A 19,425-nucleotide genomic window follows, 5' to 3' on the forward strand; every position below is an offset into this window, starting at 1 on the left:
GGGGAGCGATGATCCACGAAGGTGAGGTCGCGGTGCAGCGCCGCGCCGGCGTCCGGGCGGCGAAGATGGGCTCGGCACGGGTGGAGGCCGAGATCCCCGAGGTCGCCGCTGATTTCCTGGCGGAGCAGCCGATGATCGTGATCGGCGCCGCCGACGACGAGAGGCGGATCTGGTCGAGCGCGCTGTACGGCTGGCCCGGCTTCGTGACCGCTCCCGACGAGCGGACCGTCGTGATCGAGGCGCTACCCGGCGGGCACGACCCGCTCGCCGGGCTCTTCGAGACCGGACGGGACCTCGGGATGATCGCCATCGAGCCCGAGACCCGGCGGCGCATGCGGATCAACGGGTGGGCCAGGCGCGAGGGCGAGCGGCTGGTCGTGCGCACCGACCAGGTCTACTCCAACTGCCCCAAGTTCATCCAGGTCCGCAAGGTCACCGGGCTCTTCGAGCCGGAGGAGACCGAGGCGGTGACCGGCACGGAACTCACCGGCGCGCAGAGCGAACTGATCGCGCGGGCCGACACCTTGTTCATCGCCACCGCCGCCCCAGGGAAGGGCGCCGACGCGTCGCATCGGGGCGGGCCGCCGGGCTTCGTCACCGTCGACGGCGGGAAGCGGCTGTCCTTTCCCGACTACCAGGGCAACTCGATGTACATGACCCTGGGAAACCTGGAACTCGACTCCCGCTGCGGTCTGCTGTTCTGGGACTTCGACGGGGCCCGCGCCCTGCACGTGACCGGCAACGCCCGCACCGACTGGGACGTCAAGCGCGCCGCGGCGGTGCCGGGCGCCAAGCGCTTCGTCGACGTCGAGATCACCGGTGTGGTCGAGGTCCTCGGCGGCCAGCGGCTGCGCTGGGAGTTCGTGGAGGCCTCGCGGTCCAATCCCGGCTAGTTCTCCGAGGGCTGGAACAGCTTCCACCGGCCCTCGGAGACGACCTCGACGGTGCCGTCGACCACCTTGACGGCGGTCTCGTCGTCGATCGCGTAGGTCGGCGCGGGAATCCGCGCCGCCCACTTCTCCGCGTTGGCCAGGGACGCGTCGAGGTGGTGCGGGTGCTCCAGGTGCGGGATCACCGCGAAGTCGACGATTCCCGCCCCCTGTCCCGTGACCAGAATCCTGTCAACGTCTCCCTGGGAAGTGGTGAACACGATGTCCTCCGACTTCAACGGCCCGTCGCTCGCCCGGGGCGGCTCGTGGAAGGTCTCGACGAAGGTGGAGGCCGCGGCGATGCTCCCGGCGCTCACACCGACGTACACCGCCTCGGGGCGCAGCGTCGGCAGGAGGGCGGTCAGACCGGAGCGCCGCATCCAGCCGGCGAGGAACAGGGGGTCGCCGCCGCAGACCAGCAGCACGTCGGCGTCGCGGACCGCCGGCACCCAGGAGGCCTCCTCGACGCTCGGCAGCGCCGTGAGCTCCAGGATCCCCAGGGACTTCCACCCCAGTCCGGTCAACCGCGATCGGCCGTCACCGGCGAGGGTCCGCCATGCCATGCCGGGTCCGCCGGGGAAGGAGTAGAGGGCGGTGGGGATGACCAGCGCGTCCGACTCGGCGATCGGCTTGCCCAGCAGGTCGACCAGCGCGTCGTGGATGCTCGGGTTCCTGATCCCCGACGACGTGAGGAGTGCTCTCATGCTCTCGGCTCCCTGAGTTGCCCGTTCGCCCCCGATCCCGCGAGCGACCTCCCGCCACCATAGAGCGCACATCGGACACTTTCCCGCAATGCCGCCCGTGGCGGTGCTAGCGAGCCGGATACCGGACGTGTCCGCCGGCGTTGGCGATGATCCGCCGCAGGGACTTCACGACCACGAGATAGTCCTCATCGGATACTCCCTCGTGGAGCACACCGCGCAGGCCGCCGGCGACCTCGCCGATACGGGCGTGCGCGGCGCGGCCGGCGCCGGTGAGCGTCAGGCGTCCCGTGTCGTCCTGCACCAGCCATCCGCGTCCCCGCGCGTCCTCGACCGCCTCGGGGATCGTCGCGTCGGACTCGACGATCCCGCGCAACTTGGCGGCGAGGGCGTCGCGGTCCATCCCGCCGGCGGCCTCGGTGTGCGACAGGACCCACCACAGCGGCTGTGTGACGCCGAGTTCGGCGAGTTCTCCGCGAACATAGGCCAGCACGGCCAGCTGGGTCTGGCTCGCCCAGAAGCCGATGGGCTGGGCGAGGAGCCGGGCGTCGGTCTCGATGTCGGTCATGCGGCCGACGCTAGGGCCTCAACGACGCTTGAGGTCAAGGCCGCTCGGGGGAGACGCCGGTCACCAACGCTGGCACGATGGCAGTCAGGTATCCGCGACACGCGTCAAGGGGGAGATGCCATGGCTCGCACACGTCCAGAGCCCGAGCGCTTAGAGAATCCGGAACCGGTGCTGCTGAGCAGGATCCTGCTCTCGGCGGTCGCCGCCTTCCTCGGTTTCGCCGTCACCGAACTGATCGCGCCCGAGGGGCCGTGGTCCCTGCTGGCCTCGCTCGTCTTCGGGATCGGGGCCTTCTTGCTACAGGTCCTGACCGGCTTCGGCCGGCGCGGGTTCACCTGGCTCGAAGGGCTCGGCGAGGACCGGCACCGCCCGGCGGAGGCCGAGACCAGCGGCGCCGGCCTGCCGGAGGAGACGATCGCGCAGCTCGTCGGCGGGCTGCGCCGCATCGAGGCCGCCCGGCTTCCCGAGCCCGCCTTCCAGCTCGCCAAGAGCGAACTGGCCAGGATGGCCACCTTCTTCGAGGCGCTCGGCGACAGCACCGAGGCGACCTACGAGGGCGAGGACCGCGACTGGCTGCTGGCGCTGACGCGCTGGTCGCACACGTCGATCGAGGCGGTCTCGCTCTACAGCGTCGACGTCGGGCGCCACCACTTCCTGGCCGGCGACCTCGGCCGCCGCTACCTGGCCGAACAGGCTCGCGTGTGCGACCGCGGTGTGCGGATCCGGCGGATCCACGTCCTCGACGCCGCCGACTCCCACGGCGAGGAGCTGCGCGAGATCTGCCGTCAGCAGCGCGAACTCGGCATCGACGTGCGCATCCTCAACCCCAACGATCAGGCGACCCTCGCCGAGCCGATGCGCGACGTCGTCGTCTTCGACGGCGCGGTCAGCTACGAGACCACACCGGCGGCCGAGAGCGGCGGCGACGGCCCGATCATCGTCGCCACCCGCCTCGTCCTCAAACCGGAGTGGGTGCGGCGGCGCTCCGCCTGGTTCGGCGAACTCTGGGAGGCCGCGACCGAGCCCTTCGACGCCTGACGCCCCCCGGCCCGTTCACCGCCCCCACGCGGCCAAGGTCTCCCGCGCGCCTTCGACGGCATAGAACCCGTCCGGCGGCAAGGATGCGACGGCCACGCCGAGCGGCGGGGCCGGCGCCGGGAACTCGCTCGCCGACATCGCCGAGCGCACCCCGGCCAGCAGTGCCCGCCGCTCCCGCCCGCGCAGCAGCGGAAGCAGGAACGGGTCGTCGTCGAAGCGGGCGGCGAACCCGTGCTGGACGGCGATGACGTGCACGCACACCGGACTCTTCGAGGGGCACGGGCACTCGGTGGTCAGCTCGCCGTCTCGGGGGAACAGCGCCAGACCGACCGGGTCGAGGAGCCGGTCGACGTCCTCGGGGAGCCGGTCGTCGAGCAGGTCGGCGAGGCAGCTCACGCGTCCGGCCAGCGCCTGCTCGGCGAGCGTCCACTGTGGCTCGTCGAGCACCGCGACCCGCACGGTCACGCCGAAGGTGCGGCCGGGCAGGTCCACCCAGGCGGTCAGCTCGCCGGGCTCGACGATCAGGTCGTCGAGGGCTCCGCCGCGCAGCAGCGTGCGGGCGCGCACGATCCGGTTGTCCGGATAGGACAGTCCGAGCGGTTCCAGTGTGCGGGGCCAGCGCTTGGCCCACCAGGTCCGGTAGTTGCCGCCGCTCACTCGCCCACCTCCACTTCGGACAGTTCGATCAGGGCGCGCAGTCCGGCGTCGTCGAGCCGGGTGATCCAGTCCTCGCCGGTGCCGACGATCGCGTCGGCCAGCGAGCGCTTGCGCTCCAGCAGTTCGGCGACGCGCTCTTCGAGCGTTCCGCCGGTCACCAGTTTGTGCACGTCGACGCGGCGCTTCTGGCCGATGCGGTGCGCACGGTCGGTCGCCTGGTCCTCGACCGCCGGGTTCCACCAGCGGTCGTAGTGCACGACGTGGTTGGCGGCCGTGAGGTTCAGGCCCGTACCGCCGGCCTTGAGGCTCACCAGCAGGATCGGCGGCGCCGAGCCGTCCTGGAAAGCGTCGACCATCGCCTCGCGTCCCTTGGCCGTCACCCCGCCGTGCAGGAACGGCACCGAGCGCAGGCCGAGTTCGGCCGACAGGTGCCCGGCCAGCAGCTCGCCCATCGCGCGGTACTGCGTGAACACCAGTGCGCGGTCACCGACGGCGACGACCTCGCCGAGCATCTCGGTCACCCGGTCGAGCTTCCCCGAGCGGCCGCCGAGGACCGCGTCCTTCTCGCCGAGGAACTGCGCCGGATGGTTGCAGATCTGCTTGAGCTTGGTGAGCAGGGCCAGCACCCGGCCGTGCCGTTCGAAGCCCTCGCCGAGGCCGGCGTCGAGGGCCCCGGTCACCGCCTTCTTGTACAGCCGCGCCTGCTCGGCGGTCAGCGTGCACGCGACCGTCCACTCCAGCTTGTCGGGCAGGTCGGTGGCGACCTCGCTCTTCAGGCGCCGCAATAGGTAGGGCGAGATGAGTTCGCGCAGCCGGGTGGTCGCTCCCGGGTCGTGCCGCAGCTCGATCGGTTCGGCGAAGCGCTTGGCGAAGCGCGGATGCGGGCCGAGCAGCCCGGGGTTGGCGAAGTCCATGATGGACCACAGCTCGGTGAGCCGGTTCTCCACCGGCGTTCCGGTCAGCGCGATCCGGGTGCGCGCGGGGATGCGCCGCGCGGCACGGGCGGTCTGCGCGGTGTGGTTCTTGATCTGCTGCGCCTCGTCGAGGACCACCGTCTCCCAGTCCACGGCCGACAGCAGGCCGACGTCTCGCAGGAGCAGGCTGTAGCTGGTGATGACGACCGATCCGGCCGCGAAGGCGCCGGGCTCGCCCGCCCGCCCGGACCCGTGGTGGCGGATCACCGGCAGCTTCGGCGCGAAGCGGGCCAGCTCCCGCGCCCAGTTGCCGACCACCGAGGTCGGGCACACCACCAGGTGCGGGCGCGAGGTGACGCGCGCGGCCAGCAGCGCGATCGTCTGGAGCGTCTTGCCGAGGCCCATGTCGTCGGCGAGGAGGCCGCCGGCGCCGTGCTCGGCGACCGCGCCGAGCCACGCGATCCCGTGTCGCTGGTAAGGGCGCGGCACCGCTTCGACCGGCGCGTCGACGGCCATCTCGCTCTGCGCGGCGAGCAGCGCGTCGGGGACCCTCGTCGGTGAGGCGTACGTGTCGTGGACGGCGTGCCGGAAGGCCGTGAGCAGTTCGCCGGCCGACCACGCCGTCGCCTCACCGAGGCTCACGGCGTGCGCGGCGGGCGGCATCAGCGGCACGAGGTCCGCGATGCCCTCGCCGTCGCCGAGGGCACCGATCGCCGCGGCACGCCAGACCAGCAGCGAGTCGGAGGTCTGCTTGGCGACCGTCATGGCGGCCAGGGCGGGTACGGCCTGCGTCAACGGGACAAGCCGCGCGGGCGTGCGCGCGACGGTCGTCCCGCCGGACTCGGGCAGGGCGAGGTCGATCCAGCCGGGCGCTCCCTCGGGGAGGTCGCGCCGGCTGGCGAGGTCGGCGGTGTCCTCGCCGCCCCACCAGGCCATGCGGCCCTGGGACGGGCGGGAGGTGTCGGGAAGAAAGGTCGCCTGAAGCTGCTTGGTGGGCGGCAACGCCACCGTCCTCTCGTCGGGGGAGGGAAGGGTATCTCCGCCGTACGCTGTACGCCAATCGTCGGCCCTGTTCAGTGAGGCTTTTCATGAAGTATTGCGCTCGGCCGGATCTTCTGGCCTGCGGTGGGCGCGGCGGTCCAGGTGCGGCAAAAGCGGAATGAACGACACCTTATGGCTGCAAACCGCCTGCGCGCGGCCCCGGCGGGGCGCACGATCTAGGCATGAACGCGCGACGAACCGAGCTCCCCGAACACGAGTACCGGCTGCTCAAGTACCTCAGCTGGTACTACGCCGACGACGACCGCGCCGGAAAGCCCCGGACGACGCGGCAGATCGCCACCGCCCTCGGCGGCTCCTACCCGGGCGGGGATCGGGCGATCATCGACACGCTGGCCGGCCATGGCGTGTTCTTCACGCACCCGCAGCGGCCGGGCCCGGCGGCGGTCAGAGGCATCACCGCGGGCGTGCGGGAGGCGGTCGAGAACGACGCGCGCACCGAAGGCGCTCCAAGTTCGTGGGACGTGCCGGAGGAGTGGCGGGAATCGTGACGCGTGCCGGGCGGCGGACGGCGCGAAACGCCCGTCCGCCGCCCGGCGCACCGCCCTATCCAGGCGAAACGGTCACGGCCGCACCCTCCCGGCGGCAAGATCTTCCTAAAGGGACGATCCACGGGGGGACGTCATGCGAGCACTGCTGGCCGAGGGCCTGAAGATCGACTGGGCGACCATGCCCACGTACAACACCGTCATGGCGGTCGCCGCCGGTGCCGGATTGCTGCTGGTGGCCGGGTTCGGGCGGCGCCTGACCGACGCCGGCGCGGTACTGCACGCCGAGGGCTATTCGCTGGCGTTCGGCGTGCTGGGGCTGATCCTGACCGCCACCGGTCTGCACATGACCTTGACGTGGCCGCTGGCCGCCGGAGGGTTCCCCTTCGACAACGTCATCTTCGGTGAACCCGCGCTGGCCTTCGGTGTGATGCTGCTGTTCGCCGCGCTGTTCTTGTGGAAGCGGGGCATGGCGCTGGCGGAGGCCCCCGACCGGGTCGAGTACGTGCGGCGCCTGGCGGGACCGCTGTCGGTGTTCGTTCTCGGCATGGGCCTGGCGTGCTTCGGGATCGCCGCGGCGGGCGTGAAGTACAAGCTGTTCGCCGCGCCCCCGGAGGAGCCGATCTCGGGCGAGTTCGCCGACTACCCGATGATCGAGGCCGTCTTCATCTCCGGGCTCTACTTCGTCGTCGGCCTCGGGGCGGTGCTGCTGCCGTTCGCGCTGCGGAGGTGGAACGTGGTCCTGGTCAGGGTCATCTGGGTGTGCTGGAGCCTGACGGGTCTGGCGTTCCTGCTGTTCGGGGCGCTCAACTACTTCACGCACATCGGGCTGATCGTCAACACGATGTGACCGGTGGGCCGCCGGTTTTCGTGCCGGCGGCCCACCGTGGGTCAGTCGCCCCAGACCTCGGCGCGGCGCTCGGTGAGCTTCGGCCACGACTTCCGTGTCGACTTGTAGAGGTAGGCCACACCGCCCGAACCGCCGCTGACGCCGCCGGAGCTGTTGTAGCGCTTGGTGCGCAGCCAGATGTTCTCGAACTGGCGGCGCTGGTAGACGTGCCGGACGGCCTCGTTGCCGGGCGAGGCGGGGTCGTTGGCGATGACGTCGCCCTCGGCGGTGAAGCCGATGACGGTCATCAGGTGGCCCGCGGTCCCGTAGCCGGCGCCGTCGAGTTCCTCCTTGAGGAAGGACTGCGAGGTGATCACCGGGATGCCCGCCTTGATCAGCCGCTCCACATCGGACAGTGAGCGCAGCCGGGTGACGATGGCGTCCATGTCGCGGTAGGTGGCGGCGTAGGCGGCGTTGAAGGGCCAGTTGCCGCAGCCCTCGTACTGGTAGTCGTAGGTGAAGCGGGCGGCGTGGCAGACCTGCGGGTCGGCGAACTCGGGGTTCACCCACGCCAGGTCGGCGGCGCTCGGCCGGCGTCCCCAGTACTCCAGGATCATCTGCGACGAGGTCGGGCTGCACCAGGCCTGCCCGCCGTTGTCGTACTCGGGGTACTGGCCGACGTGGGTGTTCTGCGAGTAGCGCGGCACCGCGAGCTCGATCCCGCGCGCCTCACCGGGAGTGGAGGCGGGAACCTCGAAGCGGTCGGGAACGTAGGAGGCCATCGCGCCCAGGCGCCACACCTTCGGGGTCGCGTCGCTGCCGGGACGGCGGTAGAGCGTGACGCGCAGGCGGTAGGCGGTCAGCCGGTGCACGTCGGGGTCGTCGATGGAGAAGGTGTCGGTGTAGACGGTGCTGCGGGGGTCGCCCTGCCCGTCGACGGAGGTGCGGCGGATGTCGGCGTCGCCGCCGGCCCAGCGGCCCATCACGTACCAGGGCGTGAGGGTGCCGTCCTCGTAGCGGCCGAGCAGCTCGATCTGGATCCAGGTGCCCGCGGGAGTGTCGGCGTTCCACGACGGGATCAGCTCGCTGGCGCCGAAGCGCAGCTCGTGCCAGGGGCCGGTCCACGTGCCGTACTCCCAGGCGGCGGTGGTGCCGGTGTGCGGGTCGGTGTAGTCGACCGTTCCGGCGGGGCGGCCGATGCGGACGCTGTCGCGGCCTTGCGCGGAGACCTTGGTACCGGCGCCGTCGCCGCGGTGCCAGTCGCCGGCCGAACTCCACGCGCGGAAGTCGACGGGGTTCTCCGGCGGCTCGTGGTGGGAGCCGCCGGCCGTCGCCGCGCCGGAGATGGCCACTGTGGACGCCGCGGCCAGTCCGGCGGCGAGCACCGCGCGCCGGGACACGGAGTTGCTCATGGGACTTCCTAACGGGAGGTGAGGAACAGGTGAAGGATTCCTACTATTCCAACAAGATTTCCGGTAGGCAAGCACCGAATCGGTCCTTGACAGGTCATCCGTGCGCTCAGTAGAAGTGCCGCAGCTCGGGCCAGGTCTGCGACCACGGGCGTACCGTCCGCGCGCACTCCCACAACCACGCGCCCTGTTCCTCGTTGTCGACGCCGAAACCGTTGTCGAACACCGCCGACAGCCGGCATCCGGCGAAGTGGCGCTCGATGTCGGCGTGCCCTTCGCCGTCCTGCGTGACGAGCAGGACGGCTCCGTCGGCGTCCTCGGGCGGCGGGCCCCAGTCGGCGAAACTCATGTGACCCGAGTACGGCTCCGGCAGGCCCAGTTCGGGGCCGTGGAGCGAGATCGCGCCGGCCTGCCCGTAGTTCTGGGTGAGGATCACCGCGCCGGCCGTCGATGGCAGCGCGTTCCAGGCGTCGGCGACCGTCTCGGTCAGCTCGCGCCAGCCGACCTGCTCGCCCTGTTCGGCGTTGACGGCGATGACCGGGCCGAGCGCCGAAGGGGGCAGCACCGGCAGCGAGATGACCGCCGACGAGGCCGCCGCGACGACCGCGCCGACGGCGAGGGCGGCCTTGCGGGCGGGCCGGGCGGCGGCCCACGCCAGCACAGGCGCGGCGCCGGCGGCGGTGAGCGCGAGCAGGATGGGCAGCACGTAGTAGCTCTTGCCGCCGCCGATCAGCGTCACCGCGAACATCACCGGGTAGGCCACCGCGACCGCCTTGGCCCAGCGCAGTTCCGGCGCCCGCCAGAGCCTGACCAGGCCCGCCACCCAGACCGGCACGAGCACAGGGGAGAGGTAGAGGAGCTGCAAAGGCGCGAACATGACGCGGTTCTCGGTCCCGTCGTCGGCGCTGATGCCTCCCGCGACGGTCAGCTGCGGCCAGTCGTGCGCGGCCTGCCACACCAGGTTCGGGGCCGCGATCAGCGCCGCCACGGCGATCCCGGCGAGCAGCCCGCGGCCGCGCAGGACATCGCGCCGTCCGGTGAGCAGGATCCCGGCCAGCAGCGCGAACACCAGCAGGCCCACCAGGTACTTGTTGAGCACGCCGACTCCGGCGACCGCGCCGGCCGCCAGCCACCAGCGGCCGTCACCGCCGCGCAGGACGCGCAGCGCGATCCAGATCAGCACCAGCCACAGCAGCAGGTCGAAGGTGGTGGTGGAGAGCATGTGGCCGACGGCGAGCACGAAACCCGAGACCGCCGTGGCGATCGCGGTGAACAGCTGCTGCGGGCGCCCGCCGCCGAGCTCCCGGGCGATCAGCGCGGCGACCACGACCATCAGCGCGCAGGCCACAGTGGACACCACGCGCAGGCCGTAGGGCGTCTCGCCGAACAGCGAGGTCGACAGGCGGGCCAGCATCGGTGTCAGCGGCGGCTGGTCGACGTAGCCCCAGTCGGGATGCTTTCCGGCGGCGATGAAGTAGAGCTCGTCGCGGTGGAAGCCGTAGCGGCCGGACAGCGCGGTGAGGACGACGGTGAGGACCGCGGCGACCGCGGCGACGGGTCGGAGGGCTACGGGCGGGAGGGGCGCACGCTCGGCCGGTGCGTCGACGCTGGTCGTCATGGTGGGATGGTCGCGCGCCCGGGCCGTCGCCGCTGTCCCTCGATCGGGCACAACGGCGTTCGCGCAGGTCGAACACCCACGGCGTGACCGAATCGTTGCCGTGGCGGGCCTCAGAGTTCGGTGAGGGCCTTGAGCAGGTGCGGGCCGACGAAGTCGCGCATCCCTTGCGCGCCTTCGGGCGGGTACCCGCGCGGCACCGACTCCACGAGCATCAGCAGGTAGAGGTAGGCGCGGTACATCGCCAGCCGCCGGCGGGCCTCGGCGGTGAACACCGGACCGCCGTAGCCGTGGAGGAAGTCCGCGTCGGCCTCGATGTCGGCGAACAGGGCGAGGGAGGCGAAGTCGGCGAGCGGGTCGCCCCAGAACATGCGCTCACCGTCGATGAGGCCGCTGATCTCACCGCCGTCGACGAGGATGTTGCCGTCCCACAGGTCGAAGTGGACCAGCGCGGGGCGGTCGACCTCGTCGAGCAGCGGCGCGGAGGCGGCGAAGGCCTCGCCGATCTCGCCGAGGGGGACCGGCAGCGGGGCGGCGTGGTCGGCGGCGTCGGTGAGGATCGCGGCGATCATCGCGGTGAAGGCGTCCCGCCAGGTGCCGGTCAGCGGTCCCGGGCCCTCACCGGGGTAGCCGAAGGCGGGGCCGGTGACCGTGTGCAGGGCGGCGACGAGGCGGCCGAGGTCGCGGCGCAGACGCCGCCGGTCGGTCTCCCCCAGCTCCGCGCGATCCCAGGACACACCGGGGATCTCCGACATGACCAGGTACCCGCCCTCGACGGGGCCGCCGTCGAGGGCGGCGCGGATCACCGCCGGAACCGGCACCCCCACCGAGGCGGCGTGGACGTAGAAGTCGGCCTCCCCGCGCAGGATCCCGCGCTCGTAGCGCAGGCAGGGCGCGGCCGGATCCGGCGGGACCTTGAGTACCACGCGGGACCCGCCGGCGAGGGTCGCGGTGTGGAGCGTGTTGTACGTGCCCGCTTCGAGGGGGACGACCTCGACCGGCGCGAGACCGTCGAGGAGCGCGCCGAGCTGCGCGGGGGTGAGGGTGCGCTTGGGTTGAGCGAGGGGCATGGGGAGAGGGTGGCACGGAAAGGCGGCGGGAGGCGAGCACGGGGCACTCCCTCAAGGCCTGAAGCGGTACCCCATCCCCGGCTCCGTCAGCAGGTGCCGGGGCCGCGCCGGATCCGCCTCCAGCTTCCGCCGCAACTGCGCCAGGTACTGCCGCAGGTAGTTCGTCTCCCGCGCGTACGTCGGCCCCCACACGTCGTGCAGCAACTGCCGCTGGCTCACCAGCTTTCCCGGATTGCGCAGCAGGATCTCCAGCAGGTGCCACTCGGTGGGCGTCAGCCGGATCTCCTTGCCGTCCCGCGTCACGGTGTGGGCGGCCAGGTCCACCAGCGACTCGCCGATCACGACGGTCGGCGACTCCTCCGGCGTGCCCCGCCGGCGGGTCACCGCCCGCACCCTCGCCAGCAGCTCGCCGATGTCGAAGGGCTTGGTGACGTAGTCGTCGGCGCCGGCGTCGAGGGCGCGGACCTTGTCGGGACTGCCCGCCCGGCCCGACAGCACCAGGATCGGCACGTCCGTCCAGCCGCGCAACCCGCCGATCACCTCGGTCCCGTCCATGTCGGGCAGCCCGAGGTCGAGCACCACCAGGTCGGGCACCGCCGCGGCCGCCGACCGCAGCGCCGAAGCACCGTCGGCGGCCACCTGCACGTCATAGCCGTGCGCGGTGAGGTTGATCCGCAGAGCACGCAGGATCTGCGGCTCGTCGTCGACGACCAGCACGCGGATCACTCCTGCGTCCCCGTGCTCGCCTCGGGCAGTGTCAGCACCATCGTCAGTCCCCCTCCGGGAGTGTCCTCGGGTAGCAGTGTCCCGCCCATCGCCTCGGCGAGGCCCCGCGCCAGCGCGAGACCCAGCCCGACGCCGGTGCTGTTGTCGCGGTCGCCGAGCCGCTGGAACGGCGTGAACATCCGCTCCTGCGCGTCCTCGGGAACACCCGGCCCGTGGTCGACGACCCGCAGCTCGACGTGCCCGGCGTAGGCGCTCGCGCCGACCGTCGGCGGCCGGTCGGGCGGGCTGAAGCGCAGGGCGTTGCCGATCACGTTCACCAGGATCCGCTCCAGCAGCCCCGGGTCGGCCAGAACCGCCGGAAGGTCCCCGGCGATCCGCAGGCCGACGCCCGCGGCGGCCTCGCCGAGCTCGTCGAGCGCCGGCGGCACCGCCTCCTCCAGCCAGATCGGCACCGGCAGCGACCCGAGCACGCCGGCCTGGAGGCGGCTCATGTCGAGCAGGTTCGCCACCAGCCGGCCGAGCCGGTCGAGCGACTCGTCGGCGGTGGCCAGCAGCTCCTCGCGCTCGGTCTCGCTGAACACCGCCCCGCTCCCGCGCAGCCCCGCGACGGCCGCCTTCGCCGACGCCAGGGGAGTCCGCAGGTCGTGCGACACGGCCGCCAGCAGCGCCGTGCGCATCCGGTCGGCGTCGGCCAGCGGCCGCACGGCCGCCGCCTGCGCCGACAGCCGCTCCTGCCGCAGCGCCACGGCCGCCTGCACGGCGAAGGCCTCGACGATGCGCCGGTCGGCGGCCGGGAGCGTGCGGCCGCACAAGGCCAGCGACAGGTCGTCGCCGACGGGGATGTCGGTCTCGGCCGCGCCGGGGCTCCCGCACGGCTCGCCCTCGCTGGCCACGACGTGCCAGTCGCCGGGGTCGTTGCGCTCGTCCGGCCCGACGCCCTCCTCGCCGCGCTCCAGCAGCGTCACCGACGACAGCTGGAAGGCCTCGCGCACCTGCTGGAGCAGCGCGCGCAGCGGGTCGCCGCCGCGCAGCACCGAACCGGCCAGCGTCGCCAGCGTCTGCGCCTCGGCGCGCGCCTGCGTCGCCTGTACCGTCCGCCGCGCCGATATCCCGACGATCGTCGCCACCATCAACGCCATCAGCACGAACACGCTCAGCGCGAAGATGTGCTCGCGGGTGGCGATGGTGAAGGTCCCCAGCGGCGCCACGAAGAAGAAGTCGAGGAGGGTGAACCCGCCGACGGCGGCGATCAACGCCGGCCAGAACCCGCCGACGAGGGCGATCAGCAGCGTCGCGCTGAGGAAGATGAGCACGTCGCTGGTCAGCGACAGCTCGCCGCGAAACGGCAGCAGCGCCGCCGTCAGCGCGGGCATCCCCGCCAGCGCCAGCACGTAGCCGAGCACCTGCCGCCTGCTCGACAGCGCCGTCTGCGCCGCCGATCGCCTGCGCCCGCTGCCGACCTCCTCGTGCGTGACGAGGTGTACGTCGATCGTGCCCGACGCGGCCGTCACCGTCGTGCCGACACCGCGCGAGAAGATCTGCGCGAAGCGGCCCCGCCGGGAGGCGCCCAGGACCAGCTGCGTGGCGTTCACACCGCGCGCGAAGTCCAGCATCGCCTGCGGGATGTCGTTGCCGATGACCTGGTGGTACGTCCCGCCGAGGCTCTCGATGAGCAGCCGCTGGCGCGCCAGGTGCCGGGTGCTGCCGGTCCCGGCAAGGCCGTCGCCGCCGGCGACGTAGACCGCGCGCAGGTCGGCGCCCGACCGCACGGCGATCCGCGCGGCACGCCGGATGAGCGTGTCCCCCTCCGGCCCGCCCGACAGGGCCACCACGACCCGCTCGCGTGACTCCCACGTGTCCTCGATGTGCTGGTCCCGGCGGTACTTCGCCAGCTGTTCCTCGACCTTGTCGGCCAGCCACAGCAGGGCGATCTCGCGCAGTGCGGTGAGGTTGCCGATCCGGAAGTAGTTCGACAGGGCCGCGTCGATCTTCTCCGGCGGGTAGACGTTGCCGTGCGTCATGCGCCGGCGCAGGGCCTCGGGCGTCATGTCGACCAGCTCGACCTGGTCGGCGCGCCGGACCACCTCGTCGGGGACCGTCTCCTGCTGCGGCACGCCGGTGATCTGCGCGACCACGTCGTTGAGCGACTCCAGGTGCTGCACGTTGACCGTCGACAGCACGTCGATCCCGGCGTCGAGGAGCCGGTCGACGTCCTGCCAGCGCTTCTCGTTGCCGCTGCCGGGGACGTTGGTGTGCGCCAGCTCGTCGACCAGCACGACCTGCGGCGCGCGGGCCAGTGCCGCGTCGAGGTCGAACTCGGTGAACTCCACGCCCCGGTACTCGACGGTCTTGCGCGGGAGCACCGTGAGCCCCTCGACCAGCGCCGCGGTCGCCGCACGCCCGTGCGTCTCGACGAAGCCGACGACCACGTCGGTGCCCCGCCCGGCCCGCCTGCGCGCCTCCTCCAGGGCCGCGAAGGTCTTACCGACGCCGGGCGCGGCCCCGAGGTAGATCCGTAGTTGACCACGAGCCATGCCCATCATCGTCCTCCGTCCACTCTCGGGGCCGCGTGCGGTTGTGCGGGGTGTCGGGTGGGTTACTCGCCGAACTTCTCGTCGAGCGCCAGGTTGAGCTCCAGGACGTTCACCGCGGGCTCGCCCATGAAGCCGAGGAAGCGGCCGGTGGTGTGCTCGGCGACCAGGTCGCGCACGGTCGCCTCGTCGGTGCCGCGTTCCCGCGCGATCCGCGGGACCTGGAGTTCGGCGTAGGCGGGGGAGATGTGCGGGTCGAGGCCGCTGGCGCCGGCCGTCACCGCGTCGGCGGGCACGGCCGGGTGGTCGGGGGCGTCGCCCCTCACCGGCGTCAGGATCGCCTCGGCGTAGTCGCCGCCGAACTCGGCGCACTCGACCGCGACGCCCTCGAAGGTCGCCGTGAACGGCACCGGCGTGGTCGCGCAGTCCTCGTTGAGGCTGACCACGCGGGTGACGTCGCCGGTCAGGCCCTCGGAGTAGAAGACCCCGAGGACCGCGCCGACACCGCCCGGCGTGCAGTACGGCCGCGAACCGTCGACGCCTTCGAGCTCGCCGATGGCGAGGCTGCGTGAGCAGACGTCGGTGAGCAGGCTCGTGACGCCGCTCTCCGGGTCGGCCGGGTCGGCGATCGTGTCGACGACGCTCTCCGGCCCGAGGTTGCTCGCCGAGCTGGCCAGCGGGTCGTAGCCGTCGCCGGCCGCCGACGGGCGCGACTGGAAGTACCGCACGATCGGGTTGCCGTCGGCGTCGGTGAAGGCCTGGCCGAGCAGGCTCGACCCGACGACCGTGCCGTCCCGCTCGATGAGCGAGCCGTCGGCCTTGTCCTTGAGCCCGGGGATCTGTCCGACCGCCACCATGAGCAGTGGGTAGGCGAGGCCGAGCAGGACGGTGAAGACGAGCATGGCGCGCAAGGCCGCCAGGTGCGAGGAGATCCAGCCAGGTAGACGAAGTCGATGCAGCATCACGCGATCCCGGGGATGAGAGAGACGAGCAGGTCGATCAGCTTGATCCCGGCAAAGGGCGCCACGATGCCGCCCAGGCCGTAGATCAGCAGGTTGCGCCGCAGCAGCGACGACGCGTCACCCGGCCGGTAGGCGACGCCCTTGAGCGCCAGCGGCACCAGCAGGACGATGATGATCGCGTTGAAGATCACCGCCGAGATGATCGCCGACTCCGGGCTGGCCAGGCGCATGATGTTCAGCGCGTCGAGGCCCGGGTAGACCGCGGCGAAGATCGCCGGGATGATCGCGAAGTACTTCGCGATGTCGTTGGCGACCGAGAACGTCGTCAGCGCGCCCCGGGTCATCAGCAACTGCTTGCCGATGGCCACGATCTCGATGAGCTTGGTCGGGTCGGAGTCGAGGTCGACCATGTTCCCGGCCTCCTTGGCCGCCGACGTGCCGGTGTTCATCGCCACGCCGACGTCGGCCTGCGCGAGCGCGGGGGCGTCGTTGGTGCCGTCGCCGGTCATCGCGACCAGCCGCCCGCCCTCCTGCTCGCGCTTGATCAGGGCGAGCTTGTCCTCGGGAGTGGCTTCGGCGAGGAAGTCGTCGACGCCGGCCTCCTTGGCGATCGCGGCGGCGGTCAGCGGGTTGTCGCCGGTGATCATCACCGTGCGGATGCCCATCTCGCGCAGCTTCGCGAAGCGCTCGGCCATGCCCTCCTTGACAACGTCCTTGAGGTAGACGACCCCGAGGACCTCGGCGGGTCGGCCCTCCTTGTGCTCGGCGACCAGCAGCGGCGTGCCGCCGGCCTTGGAGATCTTGTCGACCAGCTCCTGCACCCGGCCGTCGGAGGTTCCGCCGTTGTCCCTGACCCAGGCGATGACCGAGCCGGTCGCGCCCTTGCGGATCCGGTGCGCGCCGGACTCCTCGGCCAGGTCGACGCCGCTCATGCGGGTCGTGGCCGTGAACTCCACCCAGGTCGCGTGCGACAGCTCGCCGGGCGAGCGCTCGCGCAGGCCGTAGGCCTCCTTGGCGAAGACGACGATCGAGCGCCCCTCGGGCGTCTCGTCGGCGAGGCTGGACAGCTGCGCGGCGTCGGCCAGGCGCGGACCGCCGACGCCGGCCACCGACAGGAACTCGCTCGCCCGCCGGTTGCCGTAGGTGACCGTGCCGGTCTTGTCGAGCAGGAGCGTGTCGACGTCGCCGGCGGCCTCGACGGCCCGGCCCGACATGGCCAGCACGTTGCGCTGGACGAGGCGGTCCATGCCCGCGATGCCGATCGCCGACAGCAGCGCGCCGATCGTGGTGGGGATGAGGCACACCAGCAGCGAGATCAGCACGATTCCGGTGACGCCGTCGCCGTTGAGCACGGCGCTGTCGGGCGCGGCCGCCATGTAGTCCTTGGAGAAGATCGCCAGTGGCTGCATGGTGACCACGGCCATCAGGAAGATGATCGTCATCGCGGCCAGGAGGATGTTCAGCGCGATCTCGTTGGGGGTCTTGCGCCGGTTGGCGCCCTCGACCAGTGCGATCATCCGGTCCAGGAAGCTCTCTCCGGGCTTCTGGGTGATCTTGACGACGACCCAGTCGGAGAGGACCTTCGTGCCGCCCATGACGGCCGAGCGGTCGCCGCCGGACTCGCGGATCACCGGCGCGGACTCGCCGGTGATGGCCGACTCGTCGACGCTGGCGATGCCGGTCACGACGTCGCCGTCGCCGGGGATGACCTGCCCCGCCTTGACCAGGACCAGGTCGCCGGGCTTGAGGGTGGGGGCGGCGACCTCGGTGACCTCGGCGTCGGGCGAGGTGATGGCGGCCTTCTGGACCGTCAGCCGGTAGGCGACGGTCTCGGTCTTGGCCTTGCGGAGGCTGTCGGCCTGGGCCTTGCCGCGTCCTTCGGCGATGGCCTCGGCGGCGTTGGCGAACAGGACCGTCAGCCACAGCCAGACGGTGATGATCCAGGCGAAGGAACCGGGGTCGAGTACGGCCAGGGCGGTGGTGAACACCGCGCCGACCTCGACGATGAACATGACCGGGTTGCGCCACAGGGTTCTGGGGTCGAGCTTGCGCAGCGCGTCGGGAGTGGACTTGAGCCACTGTGCGGGGTCGAGCAGCCCGTTGCGGGTCTTCGGCGCGACCGTTGCCAGGTTAGACATCGGGGGAGTCCTCAAGAGAGTGCTTCGGCGATCGGGCCGAGCGCCAGTACGGGCAGGAAGGTCAGGGCGACCAGGATCAGGGTCGTGAACACGACCATCCCGACGAACAGGGGTTTGTGCGTCGGGAGTGTGCCCGCCGAGGCCGGGGTGAGGCGCTGTTTCGCCAGCGAGCCGGCGAGGGCGAGCACGAGGATGATCGGCAGGAAGCGGCCGAAGAGCATGCACAGCCCGAGGGCGGTGTTGTACCAGTCGGTGTTCCCGTTGAACCCGCCGAAGGCCGAGCCGTTGTTGTTGCTGGCCGAGGTGAAGGCGTAGAGCATCTCCGACAGGCCGTGGGGGCCCGCCTCCTGCATGGAGGTCCGGTTGGCGGGGAACGACATGGACGTGGCCGTGCCGATGAGCACCAGTGCCGGGGTGACCAGGAAGTACATCGCGGCGATCTTGATCTCGCGGGCCGAGATCTTCTTGCCGAGGTACTCCGGGGTGCGCCCGACCATGAGCCCGGCGATGAACACCGTGATCACGGCGAGGACGAGCATGCCGTAGAGGCCCGCGCCGACGCCGCCGGGCGCGACCTCGCCGAGCATCATGTTGAGCATGGTCATGCCCCCGCCCATGGCGGTGTAGGAGTCGTGGAAGGAGTTCACCGCTCCGGTCGAGGTCAGGGTGGTGACGGCGCCGAAGGTCGCGGAGTTGGGGATCCCGAAGCGGACCTCCTTGCCCTCCATGGCGGCGCTGACGGCGGCCGGGACGGTGCCGTCGGCCCAGTTCTCGAAGCCGAAGATCAGCGTGAGGCTGATCAGCGCCATGACGCCCATGACGGCGGCGATGGCCAGGCCCTGCCGCTTGTCGCCGACGAGGCGGCCGAAGACGCGCGGCATCGAGAAGGGGATGCACAGGATCAGGAACAGCTCGATGAAGTTCGTCCACGAGGTGGGGTTCTCGAACGGGTGGGCGCTGTTGGCGTTGTAGAAGCCGCCGCCGTTGGTGCCCAGTTCCTTGATGACCTCCTGGCTGGCCACGGGGCCGCCGGTGACGGTCTGCCCGGCGCCGTTGAGGGTGTCGGCGGCGGTGCCCGCGTCGAGGTTCTGCACGGCGCCGCCGACGATCAGCGCGACCGACGCGATGACCGCGATCGGCAGGAGGACCCAGATGGTGATGCGGGTGAGGTCCACCCAGAAGTTCCCGAGCCGGTCGCTGAGCTTGCGGGCGAAGCCGCGCACGAGGACCACGGCCACGGCGATGCCGACGGCCGCCGACACGAAGTTCTGCACCGCGAGTCCGGCCATCTGGACGAGGTGGCCCATGGTCGCCTCGCCGGAGTACGCCTGCCAGTTGGTGTTGGCGGTGAAGCTGACGGCGGTGTTCCAGGCCAGGGCGGCCGGGACGCCGGCCATGTCGTTGCTCCAGGGCAGGTGCTCCTGGAGGCGCTGGAGTCCGTAGAGGAAGAAGATCGACAGGGCCGAGAAGGCCAGGACGCTGCGGGCGTAGCCGCCCCAGGTCTGCTCGACGTCGGACCTGACGCCGACGAGCTTGTAGACGGCGCGCTCGATCGCGCGGTGCTCCTTGCGGGTGACCGTGCGGTAGATGTGGTCGCCGAGGGGCTTGTAGGCCGCGACGAGGCACGCGACGAGGGCGAGGATGAAGATGACGCCGGCGGCGGTCGCGCTCATCAGAACTTCTCCGGCCAGATGAGGGCCGCGACGCAGAACGCGGCGAGGCCGAGGGCGACGATCCCGCCGACGACGTTGACGGCGCTCACAGCTTCTCCACCGCCTTCACCACGAGCGC

General features: G+C 71.6%; 17 protein-coding genes. 4 read left to right on the top strand and 13 right to left on the bottom strand.

The window, feature by feature from the left end:
- Positions 1-8: 8 nt before the first annotated feature.
- Entirely contained in the window at positions 9-893 is an 885-nt protein-coding gene (locus tag AB0I28_RS30085; RefSeq protein WP_357498977.1) for a pyridoxamine 5'-phosphate oxidase family protein, read from the top strand.
- Here AB0I28_RS30085 and AB0I28_RS30090 read toward each other — a convergent pair.
- Together AB0I28_RS30090 and AB0I28_RS30095 are read right to left on the bottom strand one after the other, a co-directional pair.
- On the bottom strand, positions 890-1,633 hold the full coding sequence (locus AB0I28_RS30090) for a Type 1 glutamine amidotransferase-like domain-containing protein (RefSeq protein WP_357498979.1): 744 nt from the start codon (positions 1,631-1,633) through the stop codon (positions 890-892). The two genes, AB0I28_RS30085 and AB0I28_RS30090, sit on opposite strands and share 4 nt — an antisense overlap.
- Positions 1,634-1,739: 106 nt before the next feature.
- The gene (locus tag AB0I28_RS30095; protein ID WP_357498981.1) at positions 1,740-2,198 is read right to left on the bottom strand and encodes a MarR family transcriptional regulator; all 459 of its coding nucleotides are present in this window, start codon (positions 2,196-2,198) and stop codon (positions 1,740-1,742) included.
- Positions 2,199-2,318: 120 nt separating this feature from the next.
- Here AB0I28_RS30095 and AB0I28_RS30100 point away from each other — a divergent pair, with 120 nt between their 5' ends.
- Entirely contained in the window at positions 2,319-3,236 is a 918-nt protein-coding gene (locus AB0I28_RS30100; protein ID WP_357498982.1) for a DUF6879 family protein, read from the top strand.
- A 15-nt stretch (positions 3,237-3,251) separates the two neighbouring features.
- On the opposite strand, the gene AB0I28_RS30105 is transcribed toward AB0I28_RS30100, so the two are convergent.
- Positions 3,252-3,893 (bottom strand): hypothetical protein, encoded by a 642-nt coding sequence (locus tag AB0I28_RS30105; RefSeq protein WP_357498984.1) that lies wholly within the window; start codon positions 3,891-3,893, stop codon positions 3,252-3,254.
- The gene (locus AB0I28_RS30110) at positions 3,890-5,815 is read right to left on the bottom strand and encodes a DEAD/DEAH box helicase (protein WP_357498986.1); all 1,926 of its coding nucleotides are present in this window, start codon (positions 5,813-5,815) and stop codon (positions 3,890-3,892) included. The genes AB0I28_RS30105 and AB0I28_RS30110 overlap by 4 nt, the downstream gene beginning before the upstream one ends.
- A gap of 215 nt (positions 5,816-6,030) precedes the next feature.
- Between AB0I28_RS30110 and AB0I28_RS30115 the strand changes: the two genes are divergently transcribed.
- Both AB0I28_RS30115 and AB0I28_RS30120 read left to right on the top strand, forming a co-directional pair.
- Complete coding sequence (locus AB0I28_RS30115; RefSeq protein ID WP_357498987.1) at positions 6,031-6,357, top strand: hypothetical protein; 327 nt, start codon at positions 6,031-6,033, stop codon at positions 6,355-6,357.
- Positions 6,358-6,490: 133 nt separating this feature from the next.
- Positions 6,491-7,204, top strand: coding sequence for a DUF981 family protein (locus AB0I28_RS30120; RefSeq protein WP_357498989.1), 714 nt, complete (start codon positions 6,491-6,493; stop codon positions 7,202-7,204).
- Positions 7,205-7,245: 41 nt separating this feature from the next.
- Here AB0I28_RS30120 and AB0I28_RS30125 read toward each other — a convergent pair whose 3' ends face one another.
- From AB0I28_RS30125 to kdpF, 9 genes are all read right to left on the bottom strand, one after another.
- Positions 7,246-8,595 (bottom strand): peptidase C39 family protein, encoded by a 1,350-nt coding sequence (locus tag AB0I28_RS30125; protein ID WP_357498991.1) that lies wholly within the window; start codon positions 8,593-8,595, stop codon positions 7,246-7,248.
- Between the two features lie 106 nt (positions 8,596-8,701).
- Positions 8,702-10,210 (bottom strand): glycosyltransferase family 39 protein, encoded by a 1,509-nt coding sequence (locus AB0I28_RS30130; protein ID WP_357498992.1) that lies wholly within the window; start codon positions 10,208-10,210, stop codon positions 8,702-8,704.
- Positions 10,211-10,320: 110 nt separating this feature from the next.
- Complete coding sequence (locus tag AB0I28_RS30135; protein ID WP_357498994.1) at positions 10,321-11,277, bottom strand: aminoglycoside phosphotransferase family protein; 957 nt, start codon at positions 11,275-11,277, stop codon at positions 10,321-10,323.
- Positions 11,278-11,328: 51 nt separating this feature from the next.
- Entirely contained in the window at positions 11,329-12,003 is a 675-nt protein-coding gene (locus AB0I28_RS30140; RefSeq protein WP_357498996.1) for a response regulator, read from the bottom strand.
- The gene (locus tag AB0I28_RS30145; protein ID WP_357498998.1) at positions 12,000-14,537 is read right to left on the bottom strand and encodes a sensor histidine kinase KdpD; all 2,538 of its coding nucleotides are present in this window, start codon (positions 14,535-14,537) and stop codon (positions 12,000-12,002) included. The genes AB0I28_RS30140 and AB0I28_RS30145 overlap by 4 nt, the downstream gene beginning before the upstream one ends.
- A gap of 62 nt (positions 14,538-14,599) precedes the next feature.
- Entirely contained in the window at positions 14,600-15,496 is an 897-nt protein-coding gene (locus tag AB0I28_RS30150; protein ID WP_357499000.1) for a potassium-transporting ATPase subunit C, read from the bottom strand.
- A complete protein-coding gene (kdpB, locus tag AB0I28_RS30155) occupies positions 15,496-17,634 on the bottom strand; it encodes a potassium-transporting ATPase subunit KdpB (protein WP_357499002.1) in 2,139 nt (712 codons plus the stop codon). Before kdpB ends, AB0I28_RS30150 begins: the two co-directional genes overlap by 1 nt.
- A gap of 11 nt (positions 17,635-17,645) precedes the next feature.
- Complete coding sequence (gene kdpA / locus AB0I28_RS30160) at positions 17,646-19,307, bottom strand: potassium-transporting ATPase subunit KdpA (RefSeq protein WP_357499004.1); 1,662 nt, start codon at positions 19,305-19,307, stop codon at positions 17,646-17,648.
- Complete coding sequence (gene kdpF, locus AB0I28_RS30165; protein ID WP_357499006.1) at positions 19,307-19,396, bottom strand: K(+)-transporting ATPase subunit F; 90 nt, start codon at positions 19,394-19,396, stop codon at positions 19,307-19,309. Before kdpF ends, kdpA begins: the two co-directional genes overlap by 1 nt.
- Positions 19,397-19,425: the final 29 nt, after the last annotated feature.

Source organism: Phytomonospora sp. NPDC050363 (assembly GCF_040655735.1).
Classification (GTDB): Bacteria; Actinomycetota; Actinomycetes; order Mycobacteriales; family Micromonosporaceae; genus Phytomonospora.

Excerpts from the sequence above, each read along its gene's own strand:
- kdpA (WP_357499004.1), bottom strand. The coding sequence starts at position 19,307 with ATGAGCGCGACCGCCGCCGGCGTCATCTTCATCCTCGCCCTCGTCGCG.
- AB0I28_RS30095 (WP_357498981.1), bottom strand. The coding sequence starts at position 2,198 with ATGACCGACATCGAGACCGACGCCCGGCTCCTCGCCCAGCCCATCGGC.
- AB0I28_RS30090 (WP_357498979.1), bottom strand. The coding sequence starts at position 1,633 with ATGAGAGCACTCCTCACGTCGTCGGGGATCAGGAACCCGAGCATCCAC.
- AB0I28_RS30130 (WP_357498992.1), bottom strand. The coding sequence starts at position 10,210 with ATGACGACCAGCGTCGACGCACCGGCCGAGCGTGCGCCCCTCCCGCCC.
- AB0I28_RS30125 (WP_357498991.1), bottom strand. The coding sequence starts at position 8,595 with ATGAGCAACTCCGTGTCCCGGCGCGCGGTGCTCGCCGCCGGACTGGCC.
- AB0I28_RS30115 (WP_357498987.1), top strand. The coding sequence starts at position 6,031 with ATGAACGCGCGACGAACCGAGCTCCCCGAACACGAGTACCGGCTGCTC.
- AB0I28_RS30100 (WP_357498982.1), top strand. The coding sequence starts at position 2,319 with ATGGCTCGCACACGTCCAGAGCCCGAGCGCTTAGAGAATCCGGAACCG.
- AB0I28_RS30085 (WP_357498977.1), top strand. The coding sequence starts at position 9 with ATGATCCACGAAGGTGAGGTCGCGGTGCAGCGCCGCGCCGGCGTCCGG.
- AB0I28_RS30120 (WP_357498989.1), top strand. The coding sequence starts at position 6,491 with ATGCGAGCACTGCTGGCCGAGGGCCTGAAGATCGACTGGGCGACCATG.
- kdpB (WP_357499002.1), bottom strand. The coding sequence starts at position 17,634 with ATGTCTAACCTGGCAACGGTCGCGCCGAAGACCCGCAACGGGCTGCTC.
- AB0I28_RS30150 (WP_357499000.1), bottom strand. The coding sequence starts at position 15,496 with ATGCTGCATCGACTTCGTCTACCTGGCTGGATCTCCTCGCACCTGGCG.
- AB0I28_RS30135 (WP_357498994.1), bottom strand. The coding sequence starts at position 11,277 with ATGCCCCTCGCTCAACCCAAGCGCACCCTCACCCCCGCGCAGCTCGGC.
- AB0I28_RS30145 (WP_357498998.1), bottom strand. The coding sequence starts at position 14,537 with ATGGCTCGTGGTCAACTACGGATCTACCTCGGGGCCGCGCCCGGCGTC.